This window comes from Bartonella sp. TT67HLJMS (genome assembly GCF_042193375.1).
Lineage (GTDB): Bacteria > Pseudomonadota > Alphaproteobacteria > Rhizobiales > Rhizobiaceae > Bartonella > Bartonella grahamii.
The window spans coordinates 75,276-101,712 of record NZ_JBHILP010000008.1 but is presented as its reverse complement, the minus strand read 5'-3'; the positions used below and the strand labels follow the sequence as shown (position 1 = coordinate 101,712).

General features: G+C 36.8%; 23 protein-coding genes, 1 tRNA gene and 5 pseudogenes. 18 read left to right on the top strand and 11 right to left on the bottom strand.

What is annotated here, in order from left to right:
• Nucleotides 1–659: ABC transporter substrate-binding protein (locus ACFIJQ_RS06285; RefSeq protein WP_375629139.1), on the bottom strand; the 659-nt coding region annotated here is incomplete at its 3' end.
• 1,099 nt (nt 660–1,758) lie between these two features.
• On the opposite strand from ACFIJQ_RS06285, the gene ACFIJQ_RS06280 reads away from it, so the two are divergent.
• Entirely contained in the window at nt 1,759–2,040 is a 282-nt protein-coding gene (locus tag ACFIJQ_RS06280) for a DUF6460 domain-containing protein (RefSeq protein ID WP_026500288.1), read from the top strand.
• A gap of 22 nt (nt 2,041–2,062) precedes the next feature.
• Here the strand turns inward: ACFIJQ_RS06280 and ACFIJQ_RS06275 are convergent, their stop codons facing one another.
• The 3 genes from ACFIJQ_RS06275 to ACFIJQ_RS06265 all read right to left on the bottom strand — a co-directional run bounded on the left by ACFIJQ_RS06275 (nt 2,063) and on the right by ACFIJQ_RS06265 (nt 4,793).
• Nucleotides 2,063–2,872 (bottom strand): TIGR02186 family protein, encoded by an 810-nt coding sequence (locus tag ACFIJQ_RS06275; protein WP_375629136.1) that lies wholly within the window; start codon nt 2,870–2,872, stop codon nt 2,063–2,065.
• A gap of 2 nt (nt 2,873–2,874) precedes the next feature.
• Nucleotides 2,875–3,795: a sulfite exporter TauE/SafE family protein gene (locus tag ACFIJQ_RS06270; RefSeq protein WP_015856288.1), complete on the bottom strand. Its 921-nt coding sequence runs from the start codon at nt 3,793–3,795 to the stop codon at nt 2,875–2,877.
• Nucleotides 3,796–3,974: 179 nt separating this feature from the next.
• Entirely contained in the window at nt 3,975–4,793 is an 819-nt protein-coding gene (locus ACFIJQ_RS06265; protein WP_273788093.1) for a hypothetical protein, read from the bottom strand.
• Nucleotides 4,794–5,307: 514 nt separating this feature from the next.
• On the opposite strand from ACFIJQ_RS06265, the gene ACFIJQ_RS06260 reads away from it, so the two are divergent.
• From ACFIJQ_RS06260 to ACFIJQ_RS06230, 7 genes are all read left to right on the top strand, one after another.
• A complete protein-coding gene (locus ACFIJQ_RS06260) occupies nt 5,308–6,054 on the top strand; it encodes an electron transfer flavoprotein subunit beta/FixA family protein (RefSeq protein ID WP_375629132.1) in 747 nt (248 codons plus the stop codon).
• A gap of 51 nt (nt 6,055–6,105) precedes the next feature.
• Nucleotides 6,106–7,026: an electron transfer flavoprotein subunit alpha/FixB family protein gene (locus ACFIJQ_RS06255; RefSeq protein WP_375629129.1), complete on the top strand. Its 921-nt coding sequence runs from the start codon at nt 6,106–6,108 to the stop codon at nt 7,024–7,026.
• A 3-nt stretch (nt 7,027–7,029) separates the two neighbouring features.
• Complete coding sequence (locus ACFIJQ_RS06250; protein WP_273788096.1) at nt 7,030–8,694, top strand: electron transfer flavoprotein-ubiquinone oxidoreductase; 1,665 nt, start codon at nt 7,030–7,032, stop codon at nt 8,692–8,694.
• Nucleotides 8,695–10,735: 2,041 nt separating this feature from the next.
• Nucleotides 10,736–11,623, top strand: a complete 888-nt coding sequence (gene rsmI / locus ACFIJQ_RS06245) for a 16S rRNA (cytidine(1402)-2'-O)-methyltransferase (protein WP_375629125.1) — start codon at nt 10,736–10,738, stop codon at nt 11,621–11,623.
• 4 nt (nt 11,624–11,627) lie between these two features.
• Entirely contained in the window at nt 11,628–11,993 is a 366-nt protein-coding gene (locus ACFIJQ_RS06240) for a YraN family protein (protein WP_273788146.1), read from the top strand.
• A 106-nt stretch (nt 11,994–12,099) separates the two neighbouring features.
• Nucleotides 12,100–12,345, top strand: coding sequence for a hypothetical protein (locus tag ACFIJQ_RS06235; protein ID WP_273788098.1), 246 nt, complete (start codon nt 12,100–12,102; stop codon nt 12,343–12,345).
• A gap of 55 nt (nt 12,346–12,400) precedes the next feature.
• Nucleotides 12,401–13,192 (top strand): pyrroline-5-carboxylate reductase, encoded by a 792-nt coding sequence (locus ACFIJQ_RS06230; protein ID WP_375629122.1) that lies wholly within the window; start codon nt 12,401–12,403, stop codon nt 13,190–13,192.
• Between the two features lie 389 nt (nt 13,193–13,581).
• Here the strand turns inward: ACFIJQ_RS06230 and ACFIJQ_RS06225 are convergent, their stop codons facing one another.
• Nucleotides 13,582–14,643, bottom strand: coding sequence for an Mrp/NBP35 family ATP-binding protein (locus ACFIJQ_RS06225; RefSeq protein ID WP_375629119.1), 1,062 nt, complete (start codon nt 14,641–14,643; stop codon nt 13,582–13,584).
• Nucleotides 14,644–15,230: 587 nt separating this feature from the next.
• Between ACFIJQ_RS06225 and rpmH the strand changes: the two genes are divergently transcribed.
• The 8 genes from rpmH (at nt 15,231) to ACFIJQ_RS06185 (ending at nt 22,077) form a co-directional block, all read left to right on the top strand.
• Entirely contained in the window at nt 15,231–15,365 is a 135-nt protein-coding gene (gene rpmH, locus ACFIJQ_RS06220; protein ID WP_005864709.1) for a 50S ribosomal protein L34, read from the top strand.
• 117 nt (nt 15,366–15,482) lie between these two features.
• Nucleotides 15,483–15,875 (top strand): ribonuclease P protein component, encoded by a 393-nt coding sequence (gene rnpA / locus ACFIJQ_RS06215; RefSeq protein WP_015856278.1) that lies wholly within the window; start codon nt 15,483–15,485, stop codon nt 15,873–15,875.
• The gene (yidC, locus tag ACFIJQ_RS06210; protein ID WP_375629116.1) at nt 15,865–17,703 is read left to right on the top strand and encodes a membrane protein insertase YidC; all 1,839 of its coding nucleotides are present in this window, start codon (nt 15,865–15,867) and stop codon (nt 17,701–17,703) included. Before rnpA ends, yidC begins: the two co-directional genes overlap by 11 nt.
• On the top strand, nt 17,700–18,344 hold the full coding sequence (gene yihA / locus ACFIJQ_RS06205) for a ribosome biogenesis GTP-binding protein YihA/YsxC (RefSeq protein WP_375629113.1): 645 nt from the start codon (nt 17,700–17,702) through the stop codon (nt 18,342–18,344). Before yidC ends, yihA begins: the two co-directional genes overlap by 4 nt.
• Before the next feature lie 138 nt (nt 18,345–18,482).
• On the top strand, nt 18,483–19,175 hold the full coding sequence (locus ACFIJQ_RS06200; RefSeq protein ID WP_273788102.1) for a glutathione S-transferase family protein: 693 nt from the start codon (nt 18,483–18,485) through the stop codon (nt 19,173–19,175).
• Between the two features lie 1,243 nt (nt 19,176–20,418).
• Nucleotides 20,419–21,231 (top strand): 4-hydroxy-tetrahydrodipicolinate reductase, encoded by an 813-nt coding sequence (gene dapB, locus ACFIJQ_RS06195; RefSeq protein WP_375629109.1) that lies wholly within the window; start codon nt 20,419–20,421, stop codon nt 21,229–21,231.
• A gap of 28 nt (nt 21,232–21,259) precedes the next feature.
• Nucleotides 21,260–21,880 carry a 2,3-bisphosphoglycerate-dependent phosphoglycerate mutase gene (locus ACFIJQ_RS06190; protein ID WP_273788104.1) on the top strand — a complete coding sequence of 207 codons (621 nt, stop codon included), beginning with the start codon at nt 21,260–21,262 and terminating at the stop codon, nt 21,878–21,880.
• 112 nt (nt 21,881–21,992) lie between these two features.
• Nucleotides 21,993–22,077: transfer RNA gene (locus ACFIJQ_RS06185), tRNA-Leu, on the top strand.
• A gap of 98 nt (nt 22,078–22,175) precedes the next feature.
• Here ACFIJQ_RS06185 and ACFIJQ_RS06180 read toward each other — a convergent pair.
• Nucleotides 22,176–22,380, bottom strand: a pseudogene (locus ACFIJQ_RS06180) (helix-turn-helix transcriptional regulator).
• A gap of 68 nt (nt 22,381–22,448) precedes the next feature.
• A pseudogene (locus tag ACFIJQ_RS06175) lies at nt 22,449–22,763 on the bottom strand (YqaJ viral recombinase family protein); the annotation flags it as partial.
• On the opposite strand from ACFIJQ_RS06175, the pseudogene ACFIJQ_RS06170 reads away from it, so the two are divergent.
• Nucleotides 22,763–23,107: pseudogene (locus ACFIJQ_RS06170) on the top strand (phage tail sheath subtilisin-like domain-containing protein); the annotation flags it as partial. The pseudogenes ACFIJQ_RS06175 and ACFIJQ_RS06170 overlap by 1 nt on opposite strands.
• A gap of 169 nt (nt 23,108–23,276) precedes the next feature.
• Here ACFIJQ_RS06170 and ACFIJQ_RS06165 read toward each other — a convergent pair.
• Together ACFIJQ_RS06165 and ACFIJQ_RS06160 are read right to left on the bottom strand one after the other, a co-directional pair.
• Nucleotides 23,277–23,597 (bottom strand): addiction module antidote protein, encoded by a 321-nt coding sequence (locus ACFIJQ_RS06165; protein WP_375629106.1) that lies wholly within the window; start codon nt 23,595–23,597, stop codon nt 23,277–23,279.
• Nucleotides 23,598–23,616: 19 nt separating this feature from the next.
• Nucleotides 23,617–23,913 (bottom strand): type II toxin-antitoxin system RelE/ParE family toxin, encoded by a 297-nt coding sequence (locus ACFIJQ_RS06160; protein WP_338071674.1) that lies wholly within the window; start codon nt 23,911–23,913, stop codon nt 23,617–23,619.
• Nucleotides 23,914–24,017: 104 nt separating this feature from the next.
• Between ACFIJQ_RS06160 and ACFIJQ_RS06155 the strand changes: the two are divergent.
• Nucleotides 24,018–24,176: pseudogene (locus ACFIJQ_RS06155) on the top strand (lysozyme); the annotation flags it as partial.
• Nucleotides 24,177–24,224: 48 nt separating this feature from the next.
• On the opposite strand, the pseudogene ACFIJQ_RS06150 reads toward ACFIJQ_RS06155, so the two are convergent.
• Together ACFIJQ_RS06150 and ACFIJQ_RS06145 are read right to left on the bottom strand one after the other, a co-directional pair.
• Nucleotides 24,225–24,362 (bottom strand): annotated as a pseudogene (locus ACFIJQ_RS06150) (integrase); the annotation flags it as partial.
• 665 nt (nt 24,363–25,027) lie between these two features.
• Nucleotides 25,028–26,020, bottom strand: a complete 993-nt coding sequence (locus ACFIJQ_RS06145; RefSeq protein ID WP_375629103.1) for an outer membrane protein — start codon at nt 26,018–26,020, stop codon at nt 25,028–25,030.
• Nucleotides 26,021–26,437 lie beyond the last annotated feature (417 nt).

Sequence of the window (26,437 nt, the reverse complement as noted above, 5' to 3'; positions counted from 1 at the left end):
CTTTTTAACTGATAAGGACCAACGCAAGCAGCATGAGTTTTCAAATACTGATTTCCCAAATCACCATTTTTTTCGTGCTTCATGATCGTCTTACGATCAAGCAAAGCTGTTGCAGGACTTGCAACAATATTATTCAGAATGAGCTCTGCTGGATAAGGCTTATCAAATTTCATCACCACTGTTTTTTCATCAACAGCTTGCAAAGCATCATCAACATTTTGTTCTGTAATTCCATATTCATTAAAAATTGCCGCATTACCCATCTTCAATTTGACAACCCGCCTCATACCCCAAACAAGATCATTGGCATTGGCTGATCTACCATCGTTAAACTTTAAACCATCGCGCAAATGAAAGGTAATCACCGTACTGTGATCATCACCTGAAACATCCCAATGTGTTGCTAAAGCGGGAACCATTTTAGCAGGATCATCTGTTGCTGTACTGACTAAGTTATCACAAACATTGCGAACAATTTCACTTCCATAAACATCCGTGAGCTGCGCAGGATCAAACGTACTGATTGCATCAAGATTCCAAGCCATCACAAGGGTATCAGCCGGTGTTTTTGCTGAAACCTGTTGTACAACTACTCCCAGTGCAATAAGAGCAGCAACAAGAGATCCGCTACTTTTCAATATTTTTCTTTTTAAGTTCATAGACTTTTCCTTTTAAAGTTTATTGTATAAATTCCCCACGCAACAAGAATGTGCAAAATAATAAAATTAGACAAACCATAGGCTCTGAGAGATAAAGTATTAAAACTTTCAAATAACATCACTTATCAACCACTCCTCCTGCCCATAGTTACAAACCAACCCCTGAATTATGCACCGAAAAACAATCTAATATATGATGAATGACATAACCCATCACCAATTATTGATGATATTACAACGTCTACCATTGAAGGCTATAAGACAAAGACTTCTTCTCTCTTGTCGGACAAGCTCAGCTCTTCTTTACTCTAGCGTTTTTATGCCATCAAAGGACAATCCCCTGTTAGCTCAAAAACCTTAATAACAAAGAGCCTTCATGATAATTTGACATTTCAACAAAACAGAAAAATTTGCCCATCGCCCAACATCAACCACCTCTACCCCTTCTGCAAAAGGAATTTTGGATTTTTCCATAATTCCCCACTAAATAACAGCTTCTCATTATATCTTATTTCCAAATAAAAGGAGTACGGGCACCACAAACCTCTGACATTCCCTCACGCGTCCGTACATAACAAAGCTTTTTTCAATATTGTATTTTAAATACCTTTGCTCCTTTAACAACACTCAATTCATTGCTTGCATTTTTTCAGAAAAAAATCTTTTCAATGACTAAGGTTGAAATACCTAAATATAATACCTATATAAGCACACCCTTATCAGAATAGATAGTCTTTTTTTAAGTAAACTGTCTTGAAATATTATTTCTATACACAACAATAATAAGTCGGTTACAAAATCTTCAACGAACAAAAACTCTCACCCTGACGCGGAATATCGAAACGTTATAAAATTTCTCTACAAATTCTCAGCAACAAAAGGATATCCCTTCATTTAATGAAATGAAGCGCCCTGAAAATATCGCGAAAATGCAATAAAATACGCGTATATTTCAAAAAACAGCACTGTTATTACACCAGTACTAAGGTAGTGAACTTAAAAAAGTAAGAAAAAATAAAAAATGTTTTTCTTTTATGCTAGTAACATCGCTGTACTATGATAATATAATAAAAAACACGATCTTCGAAAGTATATTAAAATGAACCGAAAGAAAAAGTTGTTAAATTCTTCTCATGCGTTTCTTGGAGGAACATTAAACCGTGCTAGTCTAAAATTACTTATCCTTTCATTCTTCATTGGCATCGTAATGAATTTTTTGGGATGGACACCTCGAAACCTCATACAAAGAATAGTAGATTTTTTTCAATCACTATGGAAAGCAGGATTTATAACGCTTACAAATTTCTTTCATATAACTATGACGGGAGCTATTGTTGTTGTACCTATTTTTCTTATCTTACGAATTTTTCATAAAAAATAAAAGCCTTAACATTTTCCTTGCGCTAATCTTTTCGAAAAATCAAACGACATAAAAATCCTGTAGTAATAGCAATAATCACTGCAACAATACCATATAAAAAACGATACTTGTGCGCTGCATAAAAAATTGTATAAGCGATATGTGCTTTAACAATTTCAAGAGTCGTTGTTGCACTATCAATAAACTGTCCATCACGAAAAAGATAAGCACGAACTTTATAATGTCCAACAGGAATATTTGCTGGCAAACGAAAATGTGCTGTGAAAAGTGTGTCAGAACCAAAACGAACACCACCTACTTCCTCATAATAAAGGCTTTTAGCTTTTTGCAATTTTATAAGTTCATCGCGAAAGCTTTGTATTTTTTTCTGATCTTGTTCATCCGTCTGTAATGGCAAATAGAGCAATCCTAACCCCAAGCGTTTATAATCTTCAATGCTCGTAATATCGTCAATTTCACGTGTTGTGACCATAGAGTAAAAAAGAGGAACCTTTTTAAAAATAAGAGAATCTGTATTAACCCATACACCGGCATTGCGTTTTTTTTCTCGCATCACCATTGTCCGATCTTGTCCCTCCAAGCTTACAACAATATCATAACGGTTTTGTCGAGAATATAACGGATCAATATTTTCCAAAACACCAGCAATATAAAGATCACGACCAGCAAAATTTGCATCCACAGTAATCGTATTCGTTGTTACGATAATTTGGACAGTTTCGTGGTCAAGTTGATCAATGGATGTAGCTGGCGTCCCAACATGTGACCATGTAGAAAAAGAAATAAAACAAAAAAAACCTGTAATGATGTATAAAGAAAATAATCTACCCATTTTTATCTCATAAGAATATCCAGAGAGAAAAGATTATCAGGGCGTATAAATAATTGAAAAGCAAGACGCATACACACAATCAACACTAAACATGCAAGCGCCATACGCAATTGTTCAGCCTTTAACTTCCTTCCAGCCCTTGTTCCATATTGCGCACCAATACTTCCTCCAAGCATTAACAAAAAAGCCAAGACAATATCAACGGACTGATTAGTCATACTTTGCAAAACTGTCGTGAAAGAAGACACAAATGTAATCTGAAAAAGTGAAGTCCCAATCACCACACTGGTTGGAACACGCAGAAGATAAATCAATGCTGGTATCATAAAGAACCCCCCACCAATTCCCATAATAGAAGACAACAACCCCACAATGAGACCAATCCCTAAAACTGGAATAATGCTAACATATATCATAGATGTCCGAAAACGCATTTTTAAGGGTAAGCGATGAATCCAGTTATGTCGACCAGCAAGACGAATATTGGCTTTTCCTGCCTTACGCTTGCGCATCATATCATACCAACTTTCAACGATCATTAAGCTTCCTACACTTCCAAGAAGAATCACATAAAGAAGCGAAATCATTAAGTCTAATTGACCTAACTTTTTCAAAACAGAGAAAACCTGAATCCCGATTAAAGAACCACCCCCTCCTCCAATCGCTAAAAGAATACCAAGTTTAATATCGAGCGTACGTCTTCTAAAATGTGTAATTGCTCCTGTTACAGATGACGCAATCATCTGGTTAGCACCTGTTCCAACAGCAATAGCAGGAGGAATATTATAAAAAATCAATAACGGTGTGATGAGAAACCCACCACCGATTCCAAAAAGGCCTGAAAAAAAACCAGCAACGACTCCCATACCAATCAAGATCAGCATATTGAGTGACATTTCAGCAATTGGTAAATAAATACTCACTTACAGAACCTTCAAGATAATCTGAGGTTTTTTTAACAATTAGAGAATCCTTCTCCAATTATCCTCTTTTCCAATAATCTTTGTTGCGTGTTTAAAAGAATAATTCTAGTTGCTATAGCTTTCGTACAAACACGAATGCGCAATACATTTCACATCTATTAACATCAACATCATACAAATTAAAAAAAACGAGCTCCTTTTAAAAAGCTATAAAGACATAACGTTATCGCTACCACAAATACAACGGTTAAAAAACAAAGAACACTTTTTTTTACCAAATAAGATAAAAAGGAGACATGTTCCCGAGACTGCGCCTTTAAAGAAGAAAAATCATTCTCACTGCAATGATTAGATACCTGAACATCCATCATACCCTTTTCTTCTATCACAGCACGCTTCACTACTCCCTCATCCTTTTTAAAAGAAGGTTTCAGAGCATCACTGGGCAAAGAACTTCTATTTTCTTGCTGCAACGTATTTTCAACATTTGTTTGGAGTGGAATTATACCGTTTTGTTTTGAAAAATTTTGCATCTTTTGAAGGAATAAACGTTCTTGATTTTCCTGACATTCCATATGAGCAAGTTTTTGTACAACAGAATCAGGTGATTTTGAACGAGATACCCGTCGTGTTACCGCTTCTTCTTCTAAGCTTTTTTTTTCACTCTGCAAACTTTTAACAATTGTTTTAATCTGCTCTAAAGACTCAAAAAGCTTTTTTTCTCTTTGACGACGTATATAATGTTCAGCCAAAATGGCTCGACTAATATCATCTAAGTAAGATTTAAAATGCTCTTCTACAGAACTCTGCTGCATCAAAGAACGAGGCGGATGCTTCATTTGCATTTGCGTATAAACGGTGCGTAATTTTTGAGCAATATCCGACATCGTTACTTCTACAGAAGTATCCATTCTTTCTTTCTGTTCAACAAAAGAAAAGAATTTACCATTCCTAACCTGATTGGTCGCCTGATCGATCGTATGACCCTTCGTATTCACAAACGCCTACCCCTCATTAACCTTTTTGAAAAGAATCGTAACAAATGATGAGAAAGTGTGCTCTATTTTAGTAAATAGAGCTTTAAGAAGTCCTAAAAACTTTTTTGTTAGAAATATTTTCCCCAATCTTTATCCAAAATACTTGAAAGACAGATCTTTAATTTTTCTGTCTTCAAGATTTGAAGAGCAAAATCATTTCCCCATTTTTATCTTTTTCACTTAATTTTTCATTGTATAAAGGACCTATTGCACCATCATAAACAAAGCATAAGAAACTAAAAAAGAATATTCTCACAAGACAGATTGATTTTTTTACTTTTTATTCAAGCAAATAAGGCAATTATAGCAATGCAAAAATATGAAGATTGAAAATAACGACGAGAAAGTACAAGTAAACGTAAAAAAAGCTTATATGAAAGATAACACAGGTTATAAATGAGACTTCATTCTAAACAATTTGGTTTCTTATGAGTATTGCTATAAACTTGTGGTCATACAAACAAAGAGGATCATTATGAAGATAATTGTCGCTGTCAAACGTGTTGTTGATTATAACATCAAGATACGCGTCAAACCCGATAGTACAGGTGTTGATCTGTCTCACGTAAAAATGTCTATGAATCCTTTTGATGAGATAGCCGTGGAGGAGGCTATTCGCCAGAAAGAATCCGGTAAAATTTCAGAAGTTCTTCTTGTTTCAATTGGCCCAGAAGCAGCCCAAGAAACTCTACGAACAGGACTTGCAATGGGCGCTGATCGCGCACTTCTTGTCACAACAGATCAAACACTTGAACCCTTAGCAATTGCTAAGGTTCTCAAAGCTATTGTTGATGAAGAAAAACCCGATATGGTCTTTTTAGGAAAACAAGCAATTGATGATGATAGCAACCAAACAGGACAAATGCTCGCAGCTCTTCTTGGTTGGGGACAGGCAACTTTCGCTTCACATCTTAACATAGAAAATGGGCATGCTACAGTTACTCGTGAAGTTGATAATGGAACACAAACTCTTTGTCTTCCCCTTCCCATGGTTATGACTGCCGATCTACGGCTCAATGAACCGCGTTACACCTCTCTCCCCAATATCATGAAAGCAAAAAAGAAAATCATTGAACAAAAATCTCTTGCTGATCTTGGCATCGATACGGAAGCACGCTTAACAATTTTAAGCGTTGAAGAGCCAAAACCCCGTCAACCCGGTATTAAAGTGGCGAATGTAGTAGAGCTTGTCAGTGCGCTAAAACAAAAGAACTGCATTTAATATTCTCACCACTAGAGTAAAAGCAACACTCACATAAAAGGGCAAAAACTTATGGCAATTCTTTTATTGGCTGATCATAATACAGAAGAAACAGCAAAAGCGCTCACCGCTGCACGCGCACTCAGTAATGATATCGATATTCTGGTTTGCGGAGAAAAAATTCAAACGATAGCGGAAAATAGTGCTAAACTTAATGGTGTGCGGCAAGTTCTTATTGCAAAAGCAGACTATTTAGCCCATCAACTTGCCGAGCCTATGGCAGATACAATTCTCACGTTAGCAAATGATTATGATGTGATCATGGCTGCATCCAGCAGCACTGGAAAAAATGTGATGCCACGCGTAGCAGCCCTTCTTGATCTTGTACAAATTTCAGATATTACCGCCGTTCTTTCACCTGATACCTTCAAACGACCCATTTATGCAGGCAATGTACTTGAAACTGTCCGTACCAATGATCATAAAAAAATTATAACAGTTCGCACAGCTTCTTTCACACCAACGCCTTCCCAAAATAATTCTGCTCCCATTAAAATAATAACACCAGCTCCCAATCCAAATCTTTCTTCTTTCGTAAAAGAAGAAACCAACAAAAGTGATCGTCCTGATCTTACCTCTGCACGTGTTATTATATCAGGCGGGCGTGGTCTTGGTTCTCAAGAACAATTTATGGCACTTCTTCTTCCTCTTGCAAACAAATTAGATGCCGCTTTAGGTGCCAGCCGCGCAGCAGTTGATGCAGGCTACGCCCCCAATGAATGGCAAATTGGACAAACAGGAAAAGTCGTTGCCCCTGAACTCTATATCGCTGTTGGCATTTCCGGTGCAATCCAGCATTTAGCAGGTATAATGGATGCACAAATTATTGTTGCCATTAATAAAGATGAAGAAGCTCCCATCATGCAAATTGCCGATTACAGCCTTGTAGGTGATCTCCACCAAATTATTCCAGAATTGGAGAAAGCTTTATAAGCCATGAAAGAACCTCTGCATGACCAACGTGAAAGTATGGAGTTTGATATAGTCATTGTCGGAGCAGGACCTGCAGGGCTTTCTGCCGCAATTCGTTTTAAACAAATTAATCCTGAGCTTTCTGTCACAATTGTTGAAAAAGGGACCGAAGTTGGTGCACATATTCTCTCGGGCGCAGTTGTTGACCCCATTGGTATCGATACACTCTTACCAGAATGGAGAAATGACAACGACCATCCCTTCACAACCCCCGTCACCCAAGACAAATTTTTTTTTCTAAAGCCTCAAAAAGCGACACTATTGCCCAATATTTTGCATCCCAGAATCTTATCAAATAACGGATGTTATATCGTTTCGCTTGGAAGCGTCTGCCGCTGGCTAAGCAAAAAAGCTGAAGCGTTGGGTGTTGAAATCTATCCTGGTTTTGCAGCAACAGAGCCCATTATCCAAAAAGATAACGGAGCTATTATTGGTGTTCTCACCGGTGATATGGGGCTTAACAAAGATGGAACCCCTGGAAAAAATTATATGCCTGGTATGGCTTTATTGGCAAAATATACTCTGATTGCGGAAGGAGCACGCGGCTCAATTGCAAAACAACTGATAAAACATTTCAACCTTAGCAAAAATCGTGAACCACAAAAATTTGGTCTTGGCCTCAAAGAACTCTGGGAAATTGATCCCCATAAACACCAACGCGGTTTAGTGCAACATTTCACGGGTTGGCCTTTAGACAATAATACCGGTGGTGGTGGCTTTCTTTATCACCAAGAAAACAATGTCATTTCTGTCGGTTTTGTTGTGCACTTAGATTACAAAAATCCTTATCTTTCTCCTTTTGAAGAATTTCAACGTTTTAAAACACATCCAAAACTCTATGAAATCTTCAAAGGTGCAAAACGTCTTTCCTATGGTGCACGTGTTATCAGCGAAGGAGGTTGGCAATCTGTACCAAAACTCACCTTTCCTGGTGGAGCACTTATTGGCTGCTCTGCTGGCTTTGTCAATGTTCCTCGTATCAAAGGCTCACACAATGCCATCTTATCTGGCATATTAGCTGCCGATAAAATCGCTACCGCTCTCGCGCAAGGACGTGCCCATGATGAGGTCAAAGAAATCGAAGAACAGTGGCGAAAAGGTCCCATTGGCAAAGATCTTTATAAAGTGAGAAATGCCAAACCGCTCTGGGCACAATATGGGACAAAATATGGAATTAAACTTGCCGGTTTTGATATGTGGTGGCAACAGCTGTTCGGATTTTCCTTATTTAAAACACTCCCCCACAAAAAGGAAGATTATGCATATCTTGAACCAGCAGAAAAATTTCAACCCATTGCTTATCCAAAACCAGATGGTGTTGTAACCTTTGATCGCCTTTCAAGTGTTGCCCTTTCCAATACGCACCATGAAGAAAATCAACCTTGCCATTTAAAAATAACCTCATTAAGAAAACAAAAAGACTCCGAATATGCAATCTATGGGGCACCTTCCACACACTATTGCCCCGCCGCTGTCTACGAGTGGCTAGAGTATAATGATCATCTGACTTATATTATCAACGCTTCAAATTGCATACATTGTAAAACATGCGATATCAAAGATCCGAACCAAAATATCACTTGGACCTGTCCGCAAGGCAATGAGGGCCCCTTCTATCCCAATATGTAATGCCCCAATGTATAATCATTGTTCACTCTCCTAAAATTGAAATATCCAAAACGTAATAAATAAAAATATTTCCCTCAGATCAGAAATCTATCAATCCCCTTCCTGCATACGTTCTTTCACAATGTAAAAAGGACTCTATTTTCATATAAAACACTCTCCCCACCGCATGACTTTTTTCAATAGCAAAACATAACATATTTTTATCAAAAATTTTTTATCTAAATGACAAAACAATAATGAATATATCTTGACAATTCTGCGATAAAGAAACAGCAGCGCTTCTCGAAAATCTGAAGGAAAATAAGTCCGCTCTACTTTGCCCCCTCTCCTACATGATCCAAAATGCTTTTAGCCCCCTCATAAGAAACATCAATTGTTTTAACTAGCCAAGAACAAAACCCATGAAGATGCGCTTCAAGTTTATTTTTTCTCTTACACTTTGCCAAGTAATGCTCACTAAAGAAAACCACAGAAAAATGTAGAAAAAACATTGCGAGATAACGAGATAAAGAGCATGCTTGTTCAAGCTATTTCAATGTTTCTACTAATAATGACACAAAAAAATCTTTAATATCACATTGACCTTTTATTTTTTCATCAAGGATAATCGCCTTGCATCTAACCTTTACCAATATACTGCAATGAATATGTACAAACACCGTAAGAATAAGCAGATGCCAAACCATGGAGACTATCGCTATTAGCAAAACCATCTGATAAAAAGCCAAAATAGCTTTCATGACCACTCTATGACGCGTTTTATAGGGTTGTTTTTCTTATAAAGCTTGTGCATTCGCTGTTTCTTGTAAATCAACATCCAAATTTAACACAAGTAGTATATTTAAAAGAAAGATTAAGGTAAATGAAAGCTCTGCGCGCCGTTCCAGCTTTTGTAGTTAGAGCAAAAATATTGCGTATTCTATTTGATTAATCTCTGAAACGAAAATACAGCTTCATTTAGCAAGAATATGAAATCTGAAAGGAGAGAAACCTGTTTTCCTCTTTACTATCATCTATCCATTCGGTTTTAGAACTTTCAAAAGCATCACAATATCTTTTAAAAAGAAGAAACCACAAATTGCCCCTGCTTTTATTACTTACGTTTTTTTATGGGAGCATATCCTTCAGAAAAATAAGGCATCCAAAATTAAAACAGACTTGTGTTGTTCACTCATGGGCTTGTTTTTAAGAGATAGCTCTTAACACATATCGAACAATTATTTTGCGACACTATTCAAAAAAAGTATAACGTACTCCTGTGAACAAACACTTCCATATTTACGAAATAAAAAATACGAGCTAACAGCGTCATTTTCTCTGCGAGCCCCAATGATGCAATAATCTTTGCTTTGAGAAGGCTTCAAAATGCACGAAAATAATTTTGATTAATTGACTATGAAATGAGATAGTTTTACGATATTTAAAGCTCCTAATCAATATGCAAAACGATAAATTATCAATTATAAATCAAATCTTTAAGATAAAAATTAGCCTTAAACGTTTCTAAGGTACTCATTCATACTGTTAAAGCTGTAGAGAATATGAAAAAATGAAATATTTTTCTGATAAGGGCTTATCTTTGATCAATAACAATACAATTAGCTGTTTATGTTTCAAAACAGGCTGTTTACATTTGCTCAGAAAAACAGTTTGGATATCAATAGAATATTTGAAAGATAGACGTTATGGAAATAGTCTAAAAAGCTTAGCTTTTAAAAGATCACAGCCAAGCGTGAGATGGTGGCATAGGTAAAATTGTTTTTTGGTTCTCGAAGGAAAAACTTTATAGAAAATCATGGAGCTGATAGAATATTGGTTACATCTGGAATTTGTTTTACTAAAAAAATAACGCGGATCAAAATAGATAATAATGTTAGATTAAGACGTTAAAGATGAGATTATCTTATTGAAGTGTAATCGATTATTCGAGTAAGGTAAGCTTTTATAATGATAAAAATGTGCTGGTAAAAATGAGCCAAAATGGCTTATGAGTATGGATAAAAATCTTGTGGTGAGGGAAATTTGATGAAAAGAAAAGAGCATGTGTGAAAAAGCATATTTTATAGGTGCGCATGCTTATTCTGCCCCCGTTATAGAATCAGGGCTTTATCTTGTGGCAACGCCTATAGGAAATCTTGCAGATATTACGCTTCGTGCTTTGCAAGTGCTTGCAGGAATTGATATTTTAGCGTGTGAAGATACGCGGGTAACGCGTGTTTTGTTGGAACGTTACGGGATTCAAAAAAAACCTTTTCTCTATCATGAATATAATGCGCAAAAAGCGGGTCCGAAGCTCTTAGCAGCTTTAGCAGAAAACAAAACAGTCGCGCTTGTTTCAGATGCGGGAACACCACTTATTTCTGATCCCGGATTTCGATTGGTGGAAGAAGCCCGTAAAGCTGGTCATAAAATTATTCCTATTCCTGGAGCATCCGCTCTTTTAGCCGCTCTTATACCGACAGGGCTTCCTACTGATAGCTTTTTTTTTGCAGGTTTTTTGAGTGCACGCAAGCTACAGCGCCGAAAACGGTTGGAACAATTAAAAGAGATTCCAGCAACTTTGATTTTTTATGAATCACCGCATCGTCTTGTTGAAACTTTACAGGATATGGTCACTCTTTTTTCGGCTGATCGACCTGCTGCCATTTGTCGTGAATTAACAAAGAAGTTTGAAACAGTAAATGTTTCCAATTTGGGAAACTTGTTGGAAAATTACAGAAAACAAGCACATATTCGTGGGGAAATTGTTGTGCTTGTTGGAGAATCACCTTCTTCTTTAAATGTGATAAGTGATCAAAAAATTGATGAAATGCTATTAGAACGCGCACAGACACATTCCGCTGCTCAAGCAGCAGCTTTGGTTGCAAAAGAGACCGGTTTTAAAAAGCAGGAACTTTTTCAGCGATTAATTTTTTTAAAAAATGCGTAAGATGATACAAAAAAAACGTAGACAAAAGTCTTTTTATCGAGGGATTCGTGCAGAAAAATTGGCAGCTTGGTGGCTACGTTGCAAAGGGTTTCATATTGCCGAAATGCGTTTTAAAACAAAGTGTGGTGAAATTGATTTAATTGCACGACGTGGAAATCTTGTGTTAATTGTTGAAGTTAAAGCACGTTCAACGTTAGCTGAAGCAATGGAAGCGGTCTCCCGAATGAATGAAAGGCGAATTGAGGCAGCAGCCGATATTTGGCTCGCACGGCAAAAAGATTATGCCCTTTTGTCTGTACGCTTTGATTTGATTGCAATTTTACCTTGGCGTTGGCCACAGCATATCCCTGCATTTTTTACATCTGATTAATGAAAGGCAGACCCCATTTTAACCATACTCAATAAAAAACATTTCGTTTTTATGTGCATATGCGTTAAAAAGTGTGTAATCGTTTGAGCGCTATAAGGAGCGAAATATGGATGATTATGAAAAGTTTGCAACAGCTTTACTCATTGTTTTTGGAGCGCTGATTATTGGTGGTTTAATGGCAATGCATATTGTACTTATGAATAAACCAGGGTTTTTATTTGCATTAGCCGCAGCTGTTGTTGGTTGGTTTTCTGCTTTTGCCGTTCTCTTTGACAAACCAAAAATCTATCTGGGCTTGATTATTCTTGCTATATTATGTGTTGCTTCTTCAATTAGCGTTTATGTTAGTTAAAGCACCTGAAATGTTGATTGAGATTCCTTTTAAAATATAAAACTGAAGAATAAAAATGAAACTTGGCTTTTTGGGAACAGGTACAATCAGTGCTTCAATGGTGAATGGACTCATGACAAGCACCTTTGATGTTTCTTCCATTATTGTTTCACCTCGCAATGCACAAACAGCAGAGCGCCTTTCAAACACTTATGATAAAGTTATAATTGCTGAAAATAACCAAGCGTTGCTTGATGTTAGTGATTGTGTTTTTCTTTGCTTGCCCAACCAAATTGCAGAAGGCGTTTTGCGCTCTCTTCGTTTTCGTCCAGAACAGCTGGTTATTTCCGTACTTGCTATGGCAAAAGCAGCAGAAATAGAAGAGTGGATTAATCATAAAGTTTATCGTGCTGTTCCATTACCTTTTGTTGCAGAGTGCAAAAATTTAACCCCAATTTATCCCGATCATTCCTTTTTACGCACTTTATTTGATGCATTGGGGGGCACATTGGTGCTGGATAAGGAAGAGCACTTTAATCTTTTTATGACGGCTGGTTCACTTATGGGAGTATATTTTAATTTTATAGAAACCGCTCATCAATGGTTTATAACACAGGGGTTAAAAAAACAGCAATCAGCAGAGTTTCTTACCATGATGTTTGGAAATCTTACGGATGAAATGCGTAAAATTATGGCAACGGATCATTCTGCATTTCTCGATTTTGCACTGCTTGAAAAAGAGTTTTCAACAAAGGGTGGAACAAATGAATTTTTGTCAAATTACTTTTCTCATCAAGGGGGAAGGAATGCTTTAACAACAGCTCTTGAGGCTACTTTGCAAAAAATGAATGCTTCTAGAAAGACTTAACCAACATTTTTTATCAGCTCAATAAGAAAGAGCTAAATGTTGAGATTGATATCAAGAAAATTCATATCGAAAAATGCTTTTTTTACACCTGAAAAAGATACCACCTTATGAAAAGAATTGATTTTTTAAATATTTTTTACAACCGTTTACAATTTTTCTAAATTATTTTTATTTTCTGTCTTCTTTTATCCTCAATACCAATATTTTTTTTCTACCTCATGGCTCTATCTCTTCAATTTGGTTCCCCTTCAGGTTATCCAAACGCATGAATAATTTTTTGTTTATTTAACCTATATACTCCACTCACACATTAAAACTTCCCCTTACAAAGAAGCAACTATTTTTATGTCCTTCATGATTGTGTTTTAATATCTTAAACAAACATCCATTCAAAAGAGTTGATTTTTTATTTGATCAACAATTTTACGATACAGGTTAGTATGCTCTGTACTAGGCTTAGCAACAAAAATAGGGATCCCCTCATCTGAAGAAAATCGTAAAGCTGCATCAAGCGGTATTTCCGCTAAGAAAGGGACTTCTCGACGTTCCGCTTCTGCCCGTGCACCACCATAGCCAAAAACATCATAGCGTTTTCCCGTATCAGGAGCGATAAAATAACTCATATTCTCAATAATTCCTAAAATAGGAACATTGACTTTCATAAACATTTCTATTGCTTTACGCGCATCCACTAAAGCAAGATCTTGGGGCGTAGAGACAACCAACGCACCTGTTAATTGTACCTGTTGTGCAAGCGTTAGTTGTGCATCCCCTGTACCGGGCGGCATATCAACGACTAAAACGTCCAGAGGTCCCCATAAAACGTCTCGTAACAATTGCGTTACCGCTGCCATAACCATAGGACCACGCCATACTACCGGCTTTTCTTCCTCAACCAAAAATCCCATCGACATCAATTTAAGTCCGAATTTTTCAAGAGGTTGAATCTTTTTTTCTCCAATGAGCTGTGGTTTTTGATTAACAAGTCCTGTCAAACGCGGCAAAGATGGACCATAAATATCAGCATCCATCACCCCCGTCTTGAAACCAGAATCTTGTAAAGCTAAGGCGATATTTATTGCCATCGTCGATTTTCCGACCCCTCCTTTTCCAGAAGCAACAGCAATCACATGCCGCACACCTTCTATGGGCATTTTGATCGGTAAGAGATTTGCTCTCCGTCTAGGTGCTGCCTTTGTTGTTTTTTCTGCTGTAAGTGTGACAACAACAGATTTCACTCCCTCCAAAGCACATACCATCTTTTCAGCAGAACGACGCAATGATTCCCATTCTTGCACACCTCCATCAGGAACTGTAATGGAAAAAAAAACCTTACCATCAGCAATCAATATTTCTGAAAGAAGCCCCAACGACACGATATCACTTTCAAGATCTGGTCCTTTGATTTTACGTAATACGTTGCGGACAGCCTCACTTGTAATAGAATCCACGTTCTTTCCTCTCTATAAAAATACCAGCAAATATAAGCATAAGAACGAAAAATACTTACAGGTTCATCACCTGATAATTTTCTACTTTACTCAAAATTATAAAGTATAAATTACTTATATCTTTTCTCTTTAAAAATATGAAACCATCCTTAAATAAAGAATCTCAAACATAAAATCTGCTATAAAATCCTATCAATCGTGTTTGTCTACAACCACTTTAATGAATGTTCTGATAAAAATTTTGTAAAAACAAAAACTGAAAAAATTTTTAATATTAAAGGATACTTTAAATTGAGTATACAATAATCAGTCACACTTTCTTTAATTCTTTAACGCCCTAGTCATTTATTTTCTATAGACTTAATCGTTATTTCTGACACTCTTACAGTATCGTAAAAAAAGTATCACAGACGATTATAAGGTGTTTTGTATTCTTTCAAGAGCGAGAAAAACAATCTAAGATTGACTTTTTTTATATTTTTCCTTATGGGTTAACAGCCGTATGATAGGATAAAATCGTTCATCTCGCGCATAACTGCTCATAAAACGAAGATTAAGAAGGGCCGCACTCCGCGGTATTTAAATAAATGAAACGTACTTACCAACCCTCTAAACTTGTCCGTAAACGCCGCCATGGGTTTCGTGCACGCATGGCTACAGCTGGAGGACGTAAAGTTATTGCTGCAAGACGTGCTCGTGGACGTAAGCGGCTCTCTGCTTAACCATTTAAATTTTCACAACCGTTGAGGATTGCTCACCATTTCTTCGTTGTGAAACTTTTGTTATGAACCTCTAATGCCTGCTTGCAGGCATTTAGTGAAATTGCGAAATGTTCTTTTATGAAGAAAAAACATCCCTGCCGTATTCGCAAAAGAGCAGACTTTTTGGCTGTCCGTACAGGAGAAAAGCGGCGTGGTCCTTTATTTTTGCTCGAAGTTAAATCTCGTGAACAAACAACAGAAAGAAAAGATTCTCTTGTTGCACGTGTAGGCTTCACTGTTACTCGTAAAAACGGTAATGCTGTGAAACGTAATCGTATCAAAAGGCGCTTGCGTGAAGCCGTAAGAGTTGGTGTAACAAACCACATGGAAGCAGGAACAGACTATGTCATTGTAGCATATCGTGATGCGTTACATGCGCCTTTTACATCCTTAATTAGTGAATTAAATCGGCGAATAAAACCAAAAATAAAACATCAGCAACAACAACAAGGGTGTACGGATGGAATATAACCGCAATTTCTTTATCGCTATTGGCTTATCTTTCGTAGTGCTCATCGCATGGCAATTTCTTCATGTTGCTCCCAAACAAGCAAAGTTACAAAAACAACAAGTCATCACACAGCAATTGTCAAAACAACAATCAACCCTTTCTACTACCACGACGAATTTTTCTGACGATACCTCAACGCATCAAGCAACATCTATCATCGAACAGCCAATGACACCTGAAATCCGGAAAGCTGTATTGGCCAAAACAAAGCGTATTGCGATCAAAACCAATGAACTGGAAGGCTCTATTAATCTTGTTGGAGCACAATTTGATGATCTTCACCTCAAAAAATATCGTTTAACAGTCGATAAAAAATCACCGGAAATCGATTTGCTGAATCCTAAGGGTTTCAAAACGACCTACCTTGCTGAATTTGGTTTTGCAAGTGCATCTTTACCAGCAAAAGCTTTGCCACAATCGGATACACAATGGCAAATAGAGGGAAACAATACAATCCTGACTCCTTCAACACCCATCACTTTAATTTATAATAATGGACAAGGACAGATCTTCCGGCGTATTCTTTCTGTTGATGATCATTTCATGTTTACCATTGAAGATTCTATCAGCAATGAAAGTGATCAACCAATATATCTCTCATCCTATGCCCGCGTTGCACGTGCAGCACCACCAGAACATACAAATGCAACCTATTTACTTCATGAAGGTATGATAGGTATTGCAGGAGATTCGCTCAAAACTGAAAAATATAAAACCTTAGCAGAGCTTGACCCGAATCCTGATAATGGGCAGAAGAGTATGACTTTCTCCAAAGTAACAGGAGGTTGGATTGGTATTACCGATAAATATTGGGCTGTAGCAGTTATTCCCCCGCAAAATAAAGAATATACAAGCCGTTTTATTTATTTTGATCGTTTGCAAACGCATTATCAGTCTGACTTGCTAGGATCGCTTTTAACGATTGCTCCAAATGAAACAAAAACTATTACAAATCGGCTTTTTGCTGGTGCAAAACAAGTTGAAATTATTAATAACTATCAAAATGATCTAAAAATCAAAAAGTTTGCTCTTTTAATTGACTGGGGTTGGTTTGATTTCATCACCAAACCAATGTTTTCTCTCATTGATGTTCTTTATAAACAAACAGGAAATTTTGGTATCGCCATCCTTCTTGTCACAGTGCTCTTAAAAACTCTTCTTTTTCCTCTAGCCAATAAATCTTATAAATCTATGGCACGCATGAAGCTTTTACAACCGCGGTTGCTAGAAATAAAAGAAAAATATCCCGATGATAGAACCAAGCAACAACAAGCAATAATAGAACTATATAAAACCGAAAAAATTAATCCCCTTGCTGGTTGTTGGCCAATGTTGGTTCAATTCCCAATATTCTTTGCTCTTTATAAAGTTCTCTATATCACCATTGAAATGCGCCATGCCCCTTTCTTTGGCTGGATTAAAGATTTAGCGGCACCCGATCCAACTTCTCTTTTTAACTTGTTTGGTCTCTTACCGTATACAACTCCAACATTCCTTATGATTGGTGCATGGCCTTTGATTATGGGAATAACGATGTTTTTACAAATGCGTATGAATCCCGCTCCTCAAGACCAAACCCAAGCGATGATATTCACATGGATGCCTGTTGTCTTTACTTTTATGCTCGCCTCTTTCCCTGTTGGTCTCGTTATCTATTGGGCATGGAACAATATATTATCAATCATTCAGCAAGGTATCATGATGAAGCGCCAAGGAGTTAAAATTGAGCTTTTCGATAATCTGAAAACCATGTGGAGAAAATCACCCAAAAAAGAAGTGCATGAATGACAAGAGATTCTTCCCTTTCTGGAATTTTTTCTCGCAATTGGATTTTTATTCGTGGTGTACCAGCAATACGCTTTCTCCCCCCTGAAGGACCACCAGAAATTGCATTTGCAGGACGTTCCAATGTTGGAAAATCATCTTTAATAAACGCACTCGTCGAACAAAAAAGCTTAGCACGCACCTCAAATACACCAGGACGAACTCAAGAGCTTAATTATTTTGTCCCCGATGGCTTCAGTGGGCAGCTGGGAGATCTTCCCCCTCTAGCATTAGTAGATATGCCTGGTTATGGTTTCGCTGCTGCTCCTAAAAATCTGGTTGATGCGTGGACAAATTTGATTTTTAGCTATTTACGGGGGCGCACAACATTAAAACGTGTATATATCTTAATTGATTCACGGCACGGAATCAAAAATAATGATGAAGATGTTCTTGCTCTCCTTGATAAAGCAGCCGTTTCTTATCAAATTGTTTTGACAAAAAGCGATAAAATCAAATCAAATGCCTTGGAAAAATTAATTATAAGCACACAAACAAAGCTTCTCAAACGTCCGGCAGCTTATCCTGAGCTTCTTGTAACCTCTTCAGAAAAAGCTCTCGGTTTAGAAGAATTACGTGCTGCCATTTTGCAAACCATCGCATAAAAGAACAATTGCTATTATTAACAATTTATTAATTATAATTACTAGCAGCTGCTAATGATCTTGTACTTCTAGTCAAGCATCTTTATAAAAATGATTACTTGAAAGAATTCTCATCAACTCTATTTGATAGTGTAAATTATGCTGACACTTTTTCACTCTCCCCTATCCGCTGCCTCGCGCTTCATACGCCTCATTCTTGGGGAATATGGTGTAACCACTCAACTGATTGAAGAATATGAATGGGCAAGAAGACACGAATTTCTAGCCCTCAATCCCGCTGGTCATGTTCCTGTTTTTCTCGATGAACACGAGGTTCCATTATCAGGTCCTCTTGTTATCTGCGAATATTTAGACGAAACACATGGAAGTTTACGACAAGACAATAAGCTCTTTCCGGAAAATCCTTTAGATCGTGCGGAAGTACGCCGTCTCAATGACTGGTTCTTAAATAAATTCGAAAATGAAGCAACGCGCCATATCGTACGAGAACGAATCCATAAACGTGAAATGCCACTTGCCATTGGTGGTGGTGCTCCTAATTCACAAATTTTACGCAATGCACGTGCCAATATTTTACCACATATGAACTATCTCAACTGGCTCTGTGCCTCTCGCGATAGCTTAGTCGGTTCTACCTTGTCCTATGCAGACCTAGCAGCAGCAGCCTCTATTTCTGTACTTGACTTTCTAGGGGAAATTGACTGGGAACAATCTCCTGCTGCCAAAGACTGGTATATGAGAATTAAATCACGCCCTTCTTTTCGTTCTCTTTTAACAGATCGCGTCCGCGGAATTGTTGCAAGTGCTCACTATGCAGATCTTGATTTCTAGCCTTCTCCCACAAACAAAAGTAAAAACGATATTTTATCTACAGGATATTTATAGGCTTATGAATTTTTATGCATGCGTATAAACAATACGATAATACATTGATTTAGAATCATATTAAACAGAGAATAAGCCCCCCATAATATTTTCTTATTTTATCCCCCCTTATAATGCATGAAAAAAATCACTTTCTTGACGTGTTACAAAAAGATTAGCATAGGAATAATAAGAAAGGATTTTAAATACTCTCTTTAAATATAAGAGCTGTAGCATCACTGGAAGCTAGGAAAATGAAATAACAATACTTAACGCATGTTATCCTCCATTCTCCCCAATATATGAAAAAACGCATTACATAACATATATACTCTTTGCTCTATAATAAACAAAGCCTCATCATGCGTTTTTACAACATAACAATTTTTTCAACTGACTTTCCTAAAAGATAAAGAATCCGACCAACTCTCGTGTGTAAACAATCCAACTTCTTGTTGGTCCCTTATTTCCACCCCCCTTTTACGTAATTTTATTAATAAATAACATATTGATATAAAATGATTAAATAATCTTTTTTTTAACTTGAATCATCAATTCCAAATACCTTTTTCTCATTACCTTCATCAAATTTGAAACAATCAAAATCGCTTGCTTATGCGTCACACATGGAATTGGTTCGTGAAAAAATATTAAAGAAAAGAATGGAAATGCCTAAGTACCAAGGATTGTTAAAACATTAAAGGCTAACAAAACGTACGCTAGTGCTAATTTTCTCTTTTATGAAGCATAAAGATAGTGGCGCAGAATAGATTTTATATTATTCATGGATACTCTCTCGTGATACCACTCACGAGCACTATCATAAAATAAGTTTAGAAGTATTGAGAAATATTTCTTTAAGACAAGCGCATGAATTGACAACATAAGTGTATTTGTTTGGGATATCTTGTTTTGCATGAAGAACGCCCCTCCCCTTAAAGAACGAAAGAAACAAAAACGTGAAGTAATACACTATCTTCATTAGGTTTCATAAGAAAACCTTACTTAGGAATATTCATCACACACTCTAACGAAAAACATCTCTACTTAGATTTGTAGATCATATATTACTTTCTCTAAACAACAATGTTTTACAGCACAACAAGATAAATTAAAGCAGGAAATTTTTTTCCTATAAAGAAAAAGAACCATTGGAAAGAAGGCAAGAATTTGCCTATACTGCACAGTGAAATGTCATAAGGAGATAAGAATGCGCCTTACAGTTGTTGGTGCAAATGGAAGAATGGGACGTGAACTGATTACAGCAATCCAACAGAGGAGAGATGTAGAGCTTTGTGCTGTTCTTGTACGCAAAGGCTCACCGTTTGTAGGAAAAGATGCCAGTGCCTTAATTGGTTCAGATTCTCTTGGGATTGTCATTACTGACGATCCTGAAAATGCCTTTTCTAACACAGAAGGTATTTTAGATTTTTCTCAACCAGAAGCCAGTATTCTTTATGCTAACTACGCTGCTCAAAAAAGCCTTGTCCATATTATTGGCACCACAGGATTTAGCAAAACAGAAGAAGAAAAAATTGCAGATTTTGCGAAATATACAACAATTGTCAAATCCGGAAATATGAGCCTTGGAATAAATCTTTTGGCCAACCTTGTAAAGAAAGCCGCTAAAGCATTAGGCGCCGATGATTTTGATATCGAAGTTTATGAAATGCATCACGCGAACAAAGTTGACGCCCCTTCTGGAACAGCCCTTCTTCTTGGCCAAGCAGCAGCTGAAGGGCGCAATGTTATGCTTAAAAATGTACGTGTCAACGAACGCAATGGTCATATAGGTAAACGCGAAAAAGGCTCCATTGGCTTTTCTTGTTCACGTGGTGGAACAGTTGTTGGAGAACACAGTGTCATTTTTGCCGGTTCCCATGAGCGCATTATTCTTTCACATACAGCGCAAGAACGCTCTATCTTTGCCAATGGCGCATTAAAAGCAGCTTTGTGGGCAAAAAATCATGAAAACGGTCTTTATTCAATGCTCGATGTTTTGGGATTGAACGATGAATTTTAAACAATCAATAGAATAGAGGCAATTCATAATGGAACGCATACTTGTACTAATTCGTCATGGACAAAGTGAATGGAATCTCAAAAACCTTTTTACCGGTTGGAAAGATCCCGATTTAACAGAAAAAGGTCATGCAGAAGCGATAGCAGCAGGAAAAAAACTGAAAGAATATGGTTTGAAGTTTGATATCGCTTATACATCTGCCTTACAGCGTGCTCAAAAAACGGCTCAGCACATTTTAGAGCAAATGGGACAATCAGATTTAGAAGTGATAAAAAATCCCGCATTAAATGAACGTAATTATGGTGATCTTTCTGGTTTAAATAAAGATGAAGTACGCCAACAATGGGGACAAGAGCAAGTGCAAATGTGGCGCCGCTCTTATACGATTGCGCCCCCGAATGGAGAAAGCCTACGCGACACCGGTGCGCGCATCTGGCCTTATTATCTTTACCACATCCAGCCTCATATTTTGCGCTCCCAAACTGTTTTGATCGCAGCGCATGGAAACTCTCTTCGTGCTCTTATTATGGCACTTGAAGGTCTCTCCGGTGAGGAAATTATATCTCAAGAATTAGCGACCGGCATTCCTATTATTTATACATTTAATCCGGATTCAACAATTTTATCGAAGACAGTCCTCACACCTTAAACTTCTAAAATCATGATCTCCCAAAAAATCAATTCAATCGTTTTAAGCTAAAAAAATAAATTCTATAATTTCATTGACAGAATTGCTTGATACGCTTAGATCAATTTTATGAGCCCAGATGGCGGAATTGGTAGACGCGCAGGTTTCAGGTACCTGTGCCGCAAGGCGTGGAGGTTCGAGTCCTCTTTTGGGCACCATTTTCATCTTTAATATATTGAAATACATAGATTTTTTCTTTAAATAACCATTTTAAGACCACCTTTTGAACCGCCTTCTACGGTTTATACAACTTTACCTAATTTACTCCTATTTTCTCCTTATTTTTCTTTGGAGTGACGGTTAAGATCTCTTTCTTTCTCCACCTCACTGCTCTACCTAGCTTATATAGTTCTGGAAATACCCCTTTGAAATACCTAATTACAAATCGTGGTTGTGGATACACTAAAAAGCTTTGCACATTCACGGGTTGTTACATATCTATCTCCATCATCAAGTATCATCTCATTACCTTTCTCTTTTTTATGTTATACAAATGGGCGAGGGTGTTGGGGGAAGAAACCCCATAGGTTTAAGCAGCTTTTGTCAAAATCTTTTGCATCTCTTGTTCTATTTCCGCTAAGAAGGTTTCAACAGTTTTATTGATCTCTTCAATGTGTTTCTCATCACGGAGGATGCGTTTGATTTTCATTCTCAAACCAGTAGATTTACCTACAAAGTTTGGATTATAGCTAATGAAATCACACCATTTGCATCCTATGCATGCCATTTGGAATTGCATCTGCGCGTGATATTCAGGCTTGATTTCGTCATACACAAAAAAACAAAGATGAGTCGTTGATTGTGGACATTTGACTTCAATTAAACCGTCTTCTCCAATAAGCCCCTTTTGTAAAGGTGAATCGTGATGGAGAAATCGTAGAATAGCCAGCAAGCGCAGCTGTTACAAGTATCATTGCTAAAACTGATTTTACACATGGCTTTTGGCATTCTCCTTAAAACAAAGTAATCAATGGCATTGTTGGAACTGCGCGTCCAATTGATTTTTCCATTGATGATAGATCAAGCCGCGCCAACCTTCTCAATGAACAAACCATCACAACAATTATCCGCGAAAACGATTATCGTCTTTGGGGCAATTGCACTCTTTCAAGTAATACAAAATTTGCTTTCTTATCGGTGGTGAGAACCGATGATATGATCAATGACGCCATTTTGCGTGGGCATCTATAGGCTGTCGACCGCAATATCAAAAAAAACTACATGAGTGACGTGAGTGAAAGCGTCATCCATATGGATAAAGAGGATACATGATAGGTTATAAACCAGATGTAGAGCCCCTCATTAAAAAGGTTGCTTAAGTACCTCCCTTCCCCCATCTTTAAAAGTGGGAAGCAGATCAAGCTGCTTCTTCTAAAGCCGCTTGTTCCTTACAATTATTTTGGATAGGCGTTAAGCTAATCTGCAAATTTAAAGCACTCAAAACACTGAGAAAAGTAGAAAGTCGTGGGTCACCCTTGTCGCTTAAAGAACGATAAAGAGACTCTCTTGATAACCCTGTATTTTGAGCGATTTTACTCATTCCTTGATTTTTCGCTATTATGCCAAGAGCATGCGCAAGATACTTGCTATCCTTGCTTTCAAGAGCATCTTGTAAAAGAATTTTCTGAGTCTCAGGCGTTTTGAAATATTCCCTTGTATCAAACTTGGTGATTTCCATTTTTTATTTCCTTTACTAATTAAAGAGCTTTTTCAATATCTTTTTGCTGAGTAGATTTATCGCCGCCATTAAGTAACAAAATAATCTCTTTTCCTTGTTTGAAAAAATAAACACGATAGCCTAGTCCGCGATTTATTTTTAATTCTCCAATTCCACGAAAGAATTTTGCGTTACCAAGAAATCCTGTTTCTATTCTTGCAATCCGTGTAACAACATGTGCTTGCGCAATCTCATCTTTTAAATAATCTAGCAATTTCATAAAGTATTTTGTTTTGTACACTGTAAATAGTTGTGTCTTATCAGATACAGAATAAATACTGTCAAATACATTATTTTGTTCCAGTGAAAAAGCTACATAGGTTTTAACAAGCCATCCTTTCGAATGAGAAAAATGTCAATTTTTTAATCCAGCTCTGCTTTTTGCGGAGCTTTTTTTATGAAGAAGCATATGCGAAAATATCATCAGAAGGACTTGCACTCATTAAACAATGGGAAGGTTTGCGTTTGAACGCCTATAAAGATGCCATTGGGGTGTGGACAATAGGTTATAGACATACAAACAGTGCTGGAGGCAATTTCTCGTAAAGAAATCCCCCCCCTTGCCCGACGCAAATTTTCTTTTTGTTTTTGGTGAATTGGGTCAATTCCTTGATCCCAAAAGTCATAACAAGCTGAAGCCTTGAACCGTGCTTCTTTTAAAGATACATTGCTACAAAAGCCTAATCCCGTTTCTCGTCGTCTTTTATTGAGGTCAAACCTAAAAATCCATCATCCTTGATCTGATGCAGTTTTTATAAGCCATAAACCAGCTCTGTCAGCATATTTGCCTTTAGATAGATTTTTTACAGATAAGACTAATAGCTTATCACATGTTCTTATTTTTCGAACCACCTTTTAAAAGCCACCTTTTGAATCGCGCTTGGAGCACTTTCATCTGATACCAAGATTATATTAAAAAAAATAATAAATAAAATAAAAACAATTAGTTATTAAATAGAAAAAAGATAAACCGCGCTATCAGGTGATATTGTAGAGAATTCTAAGGGAAAAAATTGGTGCATAAACGTGCACGCCATCCGCACCACTCTATGTGAATTTTCTTTATCTTCTAATTGTTTAGATAGAAAAACTATCTTTCAGTTTACTTTTTTTTACGCTATAATGATATTATCATATGATAACGTAATAATACAAAAAACGAATCATTCAATCTTTGCAAATAAATATTTTAGCTACACCTTGTGAACCAAAGAATTTTCATTCTTAACAATTAAGAATTTAAATAATTCTTTCTTATCTCCTCATCATCACTCAAAATCAAAGACCCTTTCTCACCATAAAATAGCATTTACAATGCATAACATTAAAAAAATAAAGGCCCTATCAAAGAGATAGGACCTCTTAAATTTAAGCTCCTTTATCCTACAAAGCTAGAATTTGTAAGCTATTCCTGCGCGAAAATCATTCGTCTTATACTTAACTTCAATCTCGTCTTTAAATTTCTTTTTACCAAAATCTGAATAACGATATTCCGCACGCACAACAAGATGATCTGTCATTGCAAAATCAACACCACCACCGAGAGTATAACCAATCATCGTTTTTGTTACATCCGATGTCCTATTAAAGGGCTCACCTCCCGTAATTACTGTCGACAAAATATCTTGAAACTGTCCATAAGCAACACCACCAGCAATATAAGGCATCACACGCCCCGCAGAAAATCCAACACGCACCCGTGTAGCACCTGTCCATTTTTGTTTTAACGTATGATTAAAAGTTAAACTATCTTTATCCTCTGCAACAGAGCGAGACAATCCTCTACCCTGTCTACTGACAAGTTTTGCCCTTTTTCGACTTTTTTCTTCAGTACCCGATCCTTCAGTACCCGATCCTTCAGTGCCCGATCCTTCAGTGCCCGATCCTTCAGTACCCGATCCTTCAGTGCCCGATCCTTCAGTACCCGATCCTTCAGTACCCGATCCACCAGTGTCAGGACCACCAGCACTCGATTCATCAGCATAAAATCTTGTTTTTGTATCCTTTTTTTCCGTTAAAAGCATATCCGTATCAATCCCAACAATAAAATTATTACCGAGATCAAAATTAACACCCGCATAAAAACCACCTATAAATCCAGAAAGCTCAGGCATATCCTGTTTCTCGACAGGTACCCATGGTTTACTTTTACTCTCCTCATCAGGATAGAGAGGAATATCAACATCACGCGTTATTGCAGAAGTCTTACCTGAAAAGCCACCCACTTGCCCCCCGAAATAAATACCTGCCCAAGAAAAAGGTGAAGAAGCAACAACTTCTGAGGCAACATGTACTGGCTCTTCATGAGCCACCACATCTGCAGCCTGTACTATAGAAGGTGAAATCAAAGAAAAAACAGATGCTGTTATAAATTTTGTATTCATAAAATTATACCCCATTGCTAAATTTAAATATAATCAAAAATCACATTTAGAAAAACAAAGTTTTATAAAATATTATGCTGCAAAATCGCATGTACTCCTTTATAGTTACATATAGTTACATTTAAATCTATCACTAGATTGGTATATCTTTACATCAAAATTTAATATTATCAAATAAATTTTAAAATATTAGAATAATGAATACTTTAGATAATAAATATTTAATAAAAATACCTATTATATTTTTTAATGAGGAAATATAAAACATTTTGTATCAAAACAAACGCAAAAAAATCACAAAACAGTATATTTTACACCTTTTTTCGTAAGAAAAATTCTAAAAATGGTGTAAATATTTTTAGAAAATAGATATTTATTAAAAATATTATAAATACCTCAATATTCTTATATCCAAAA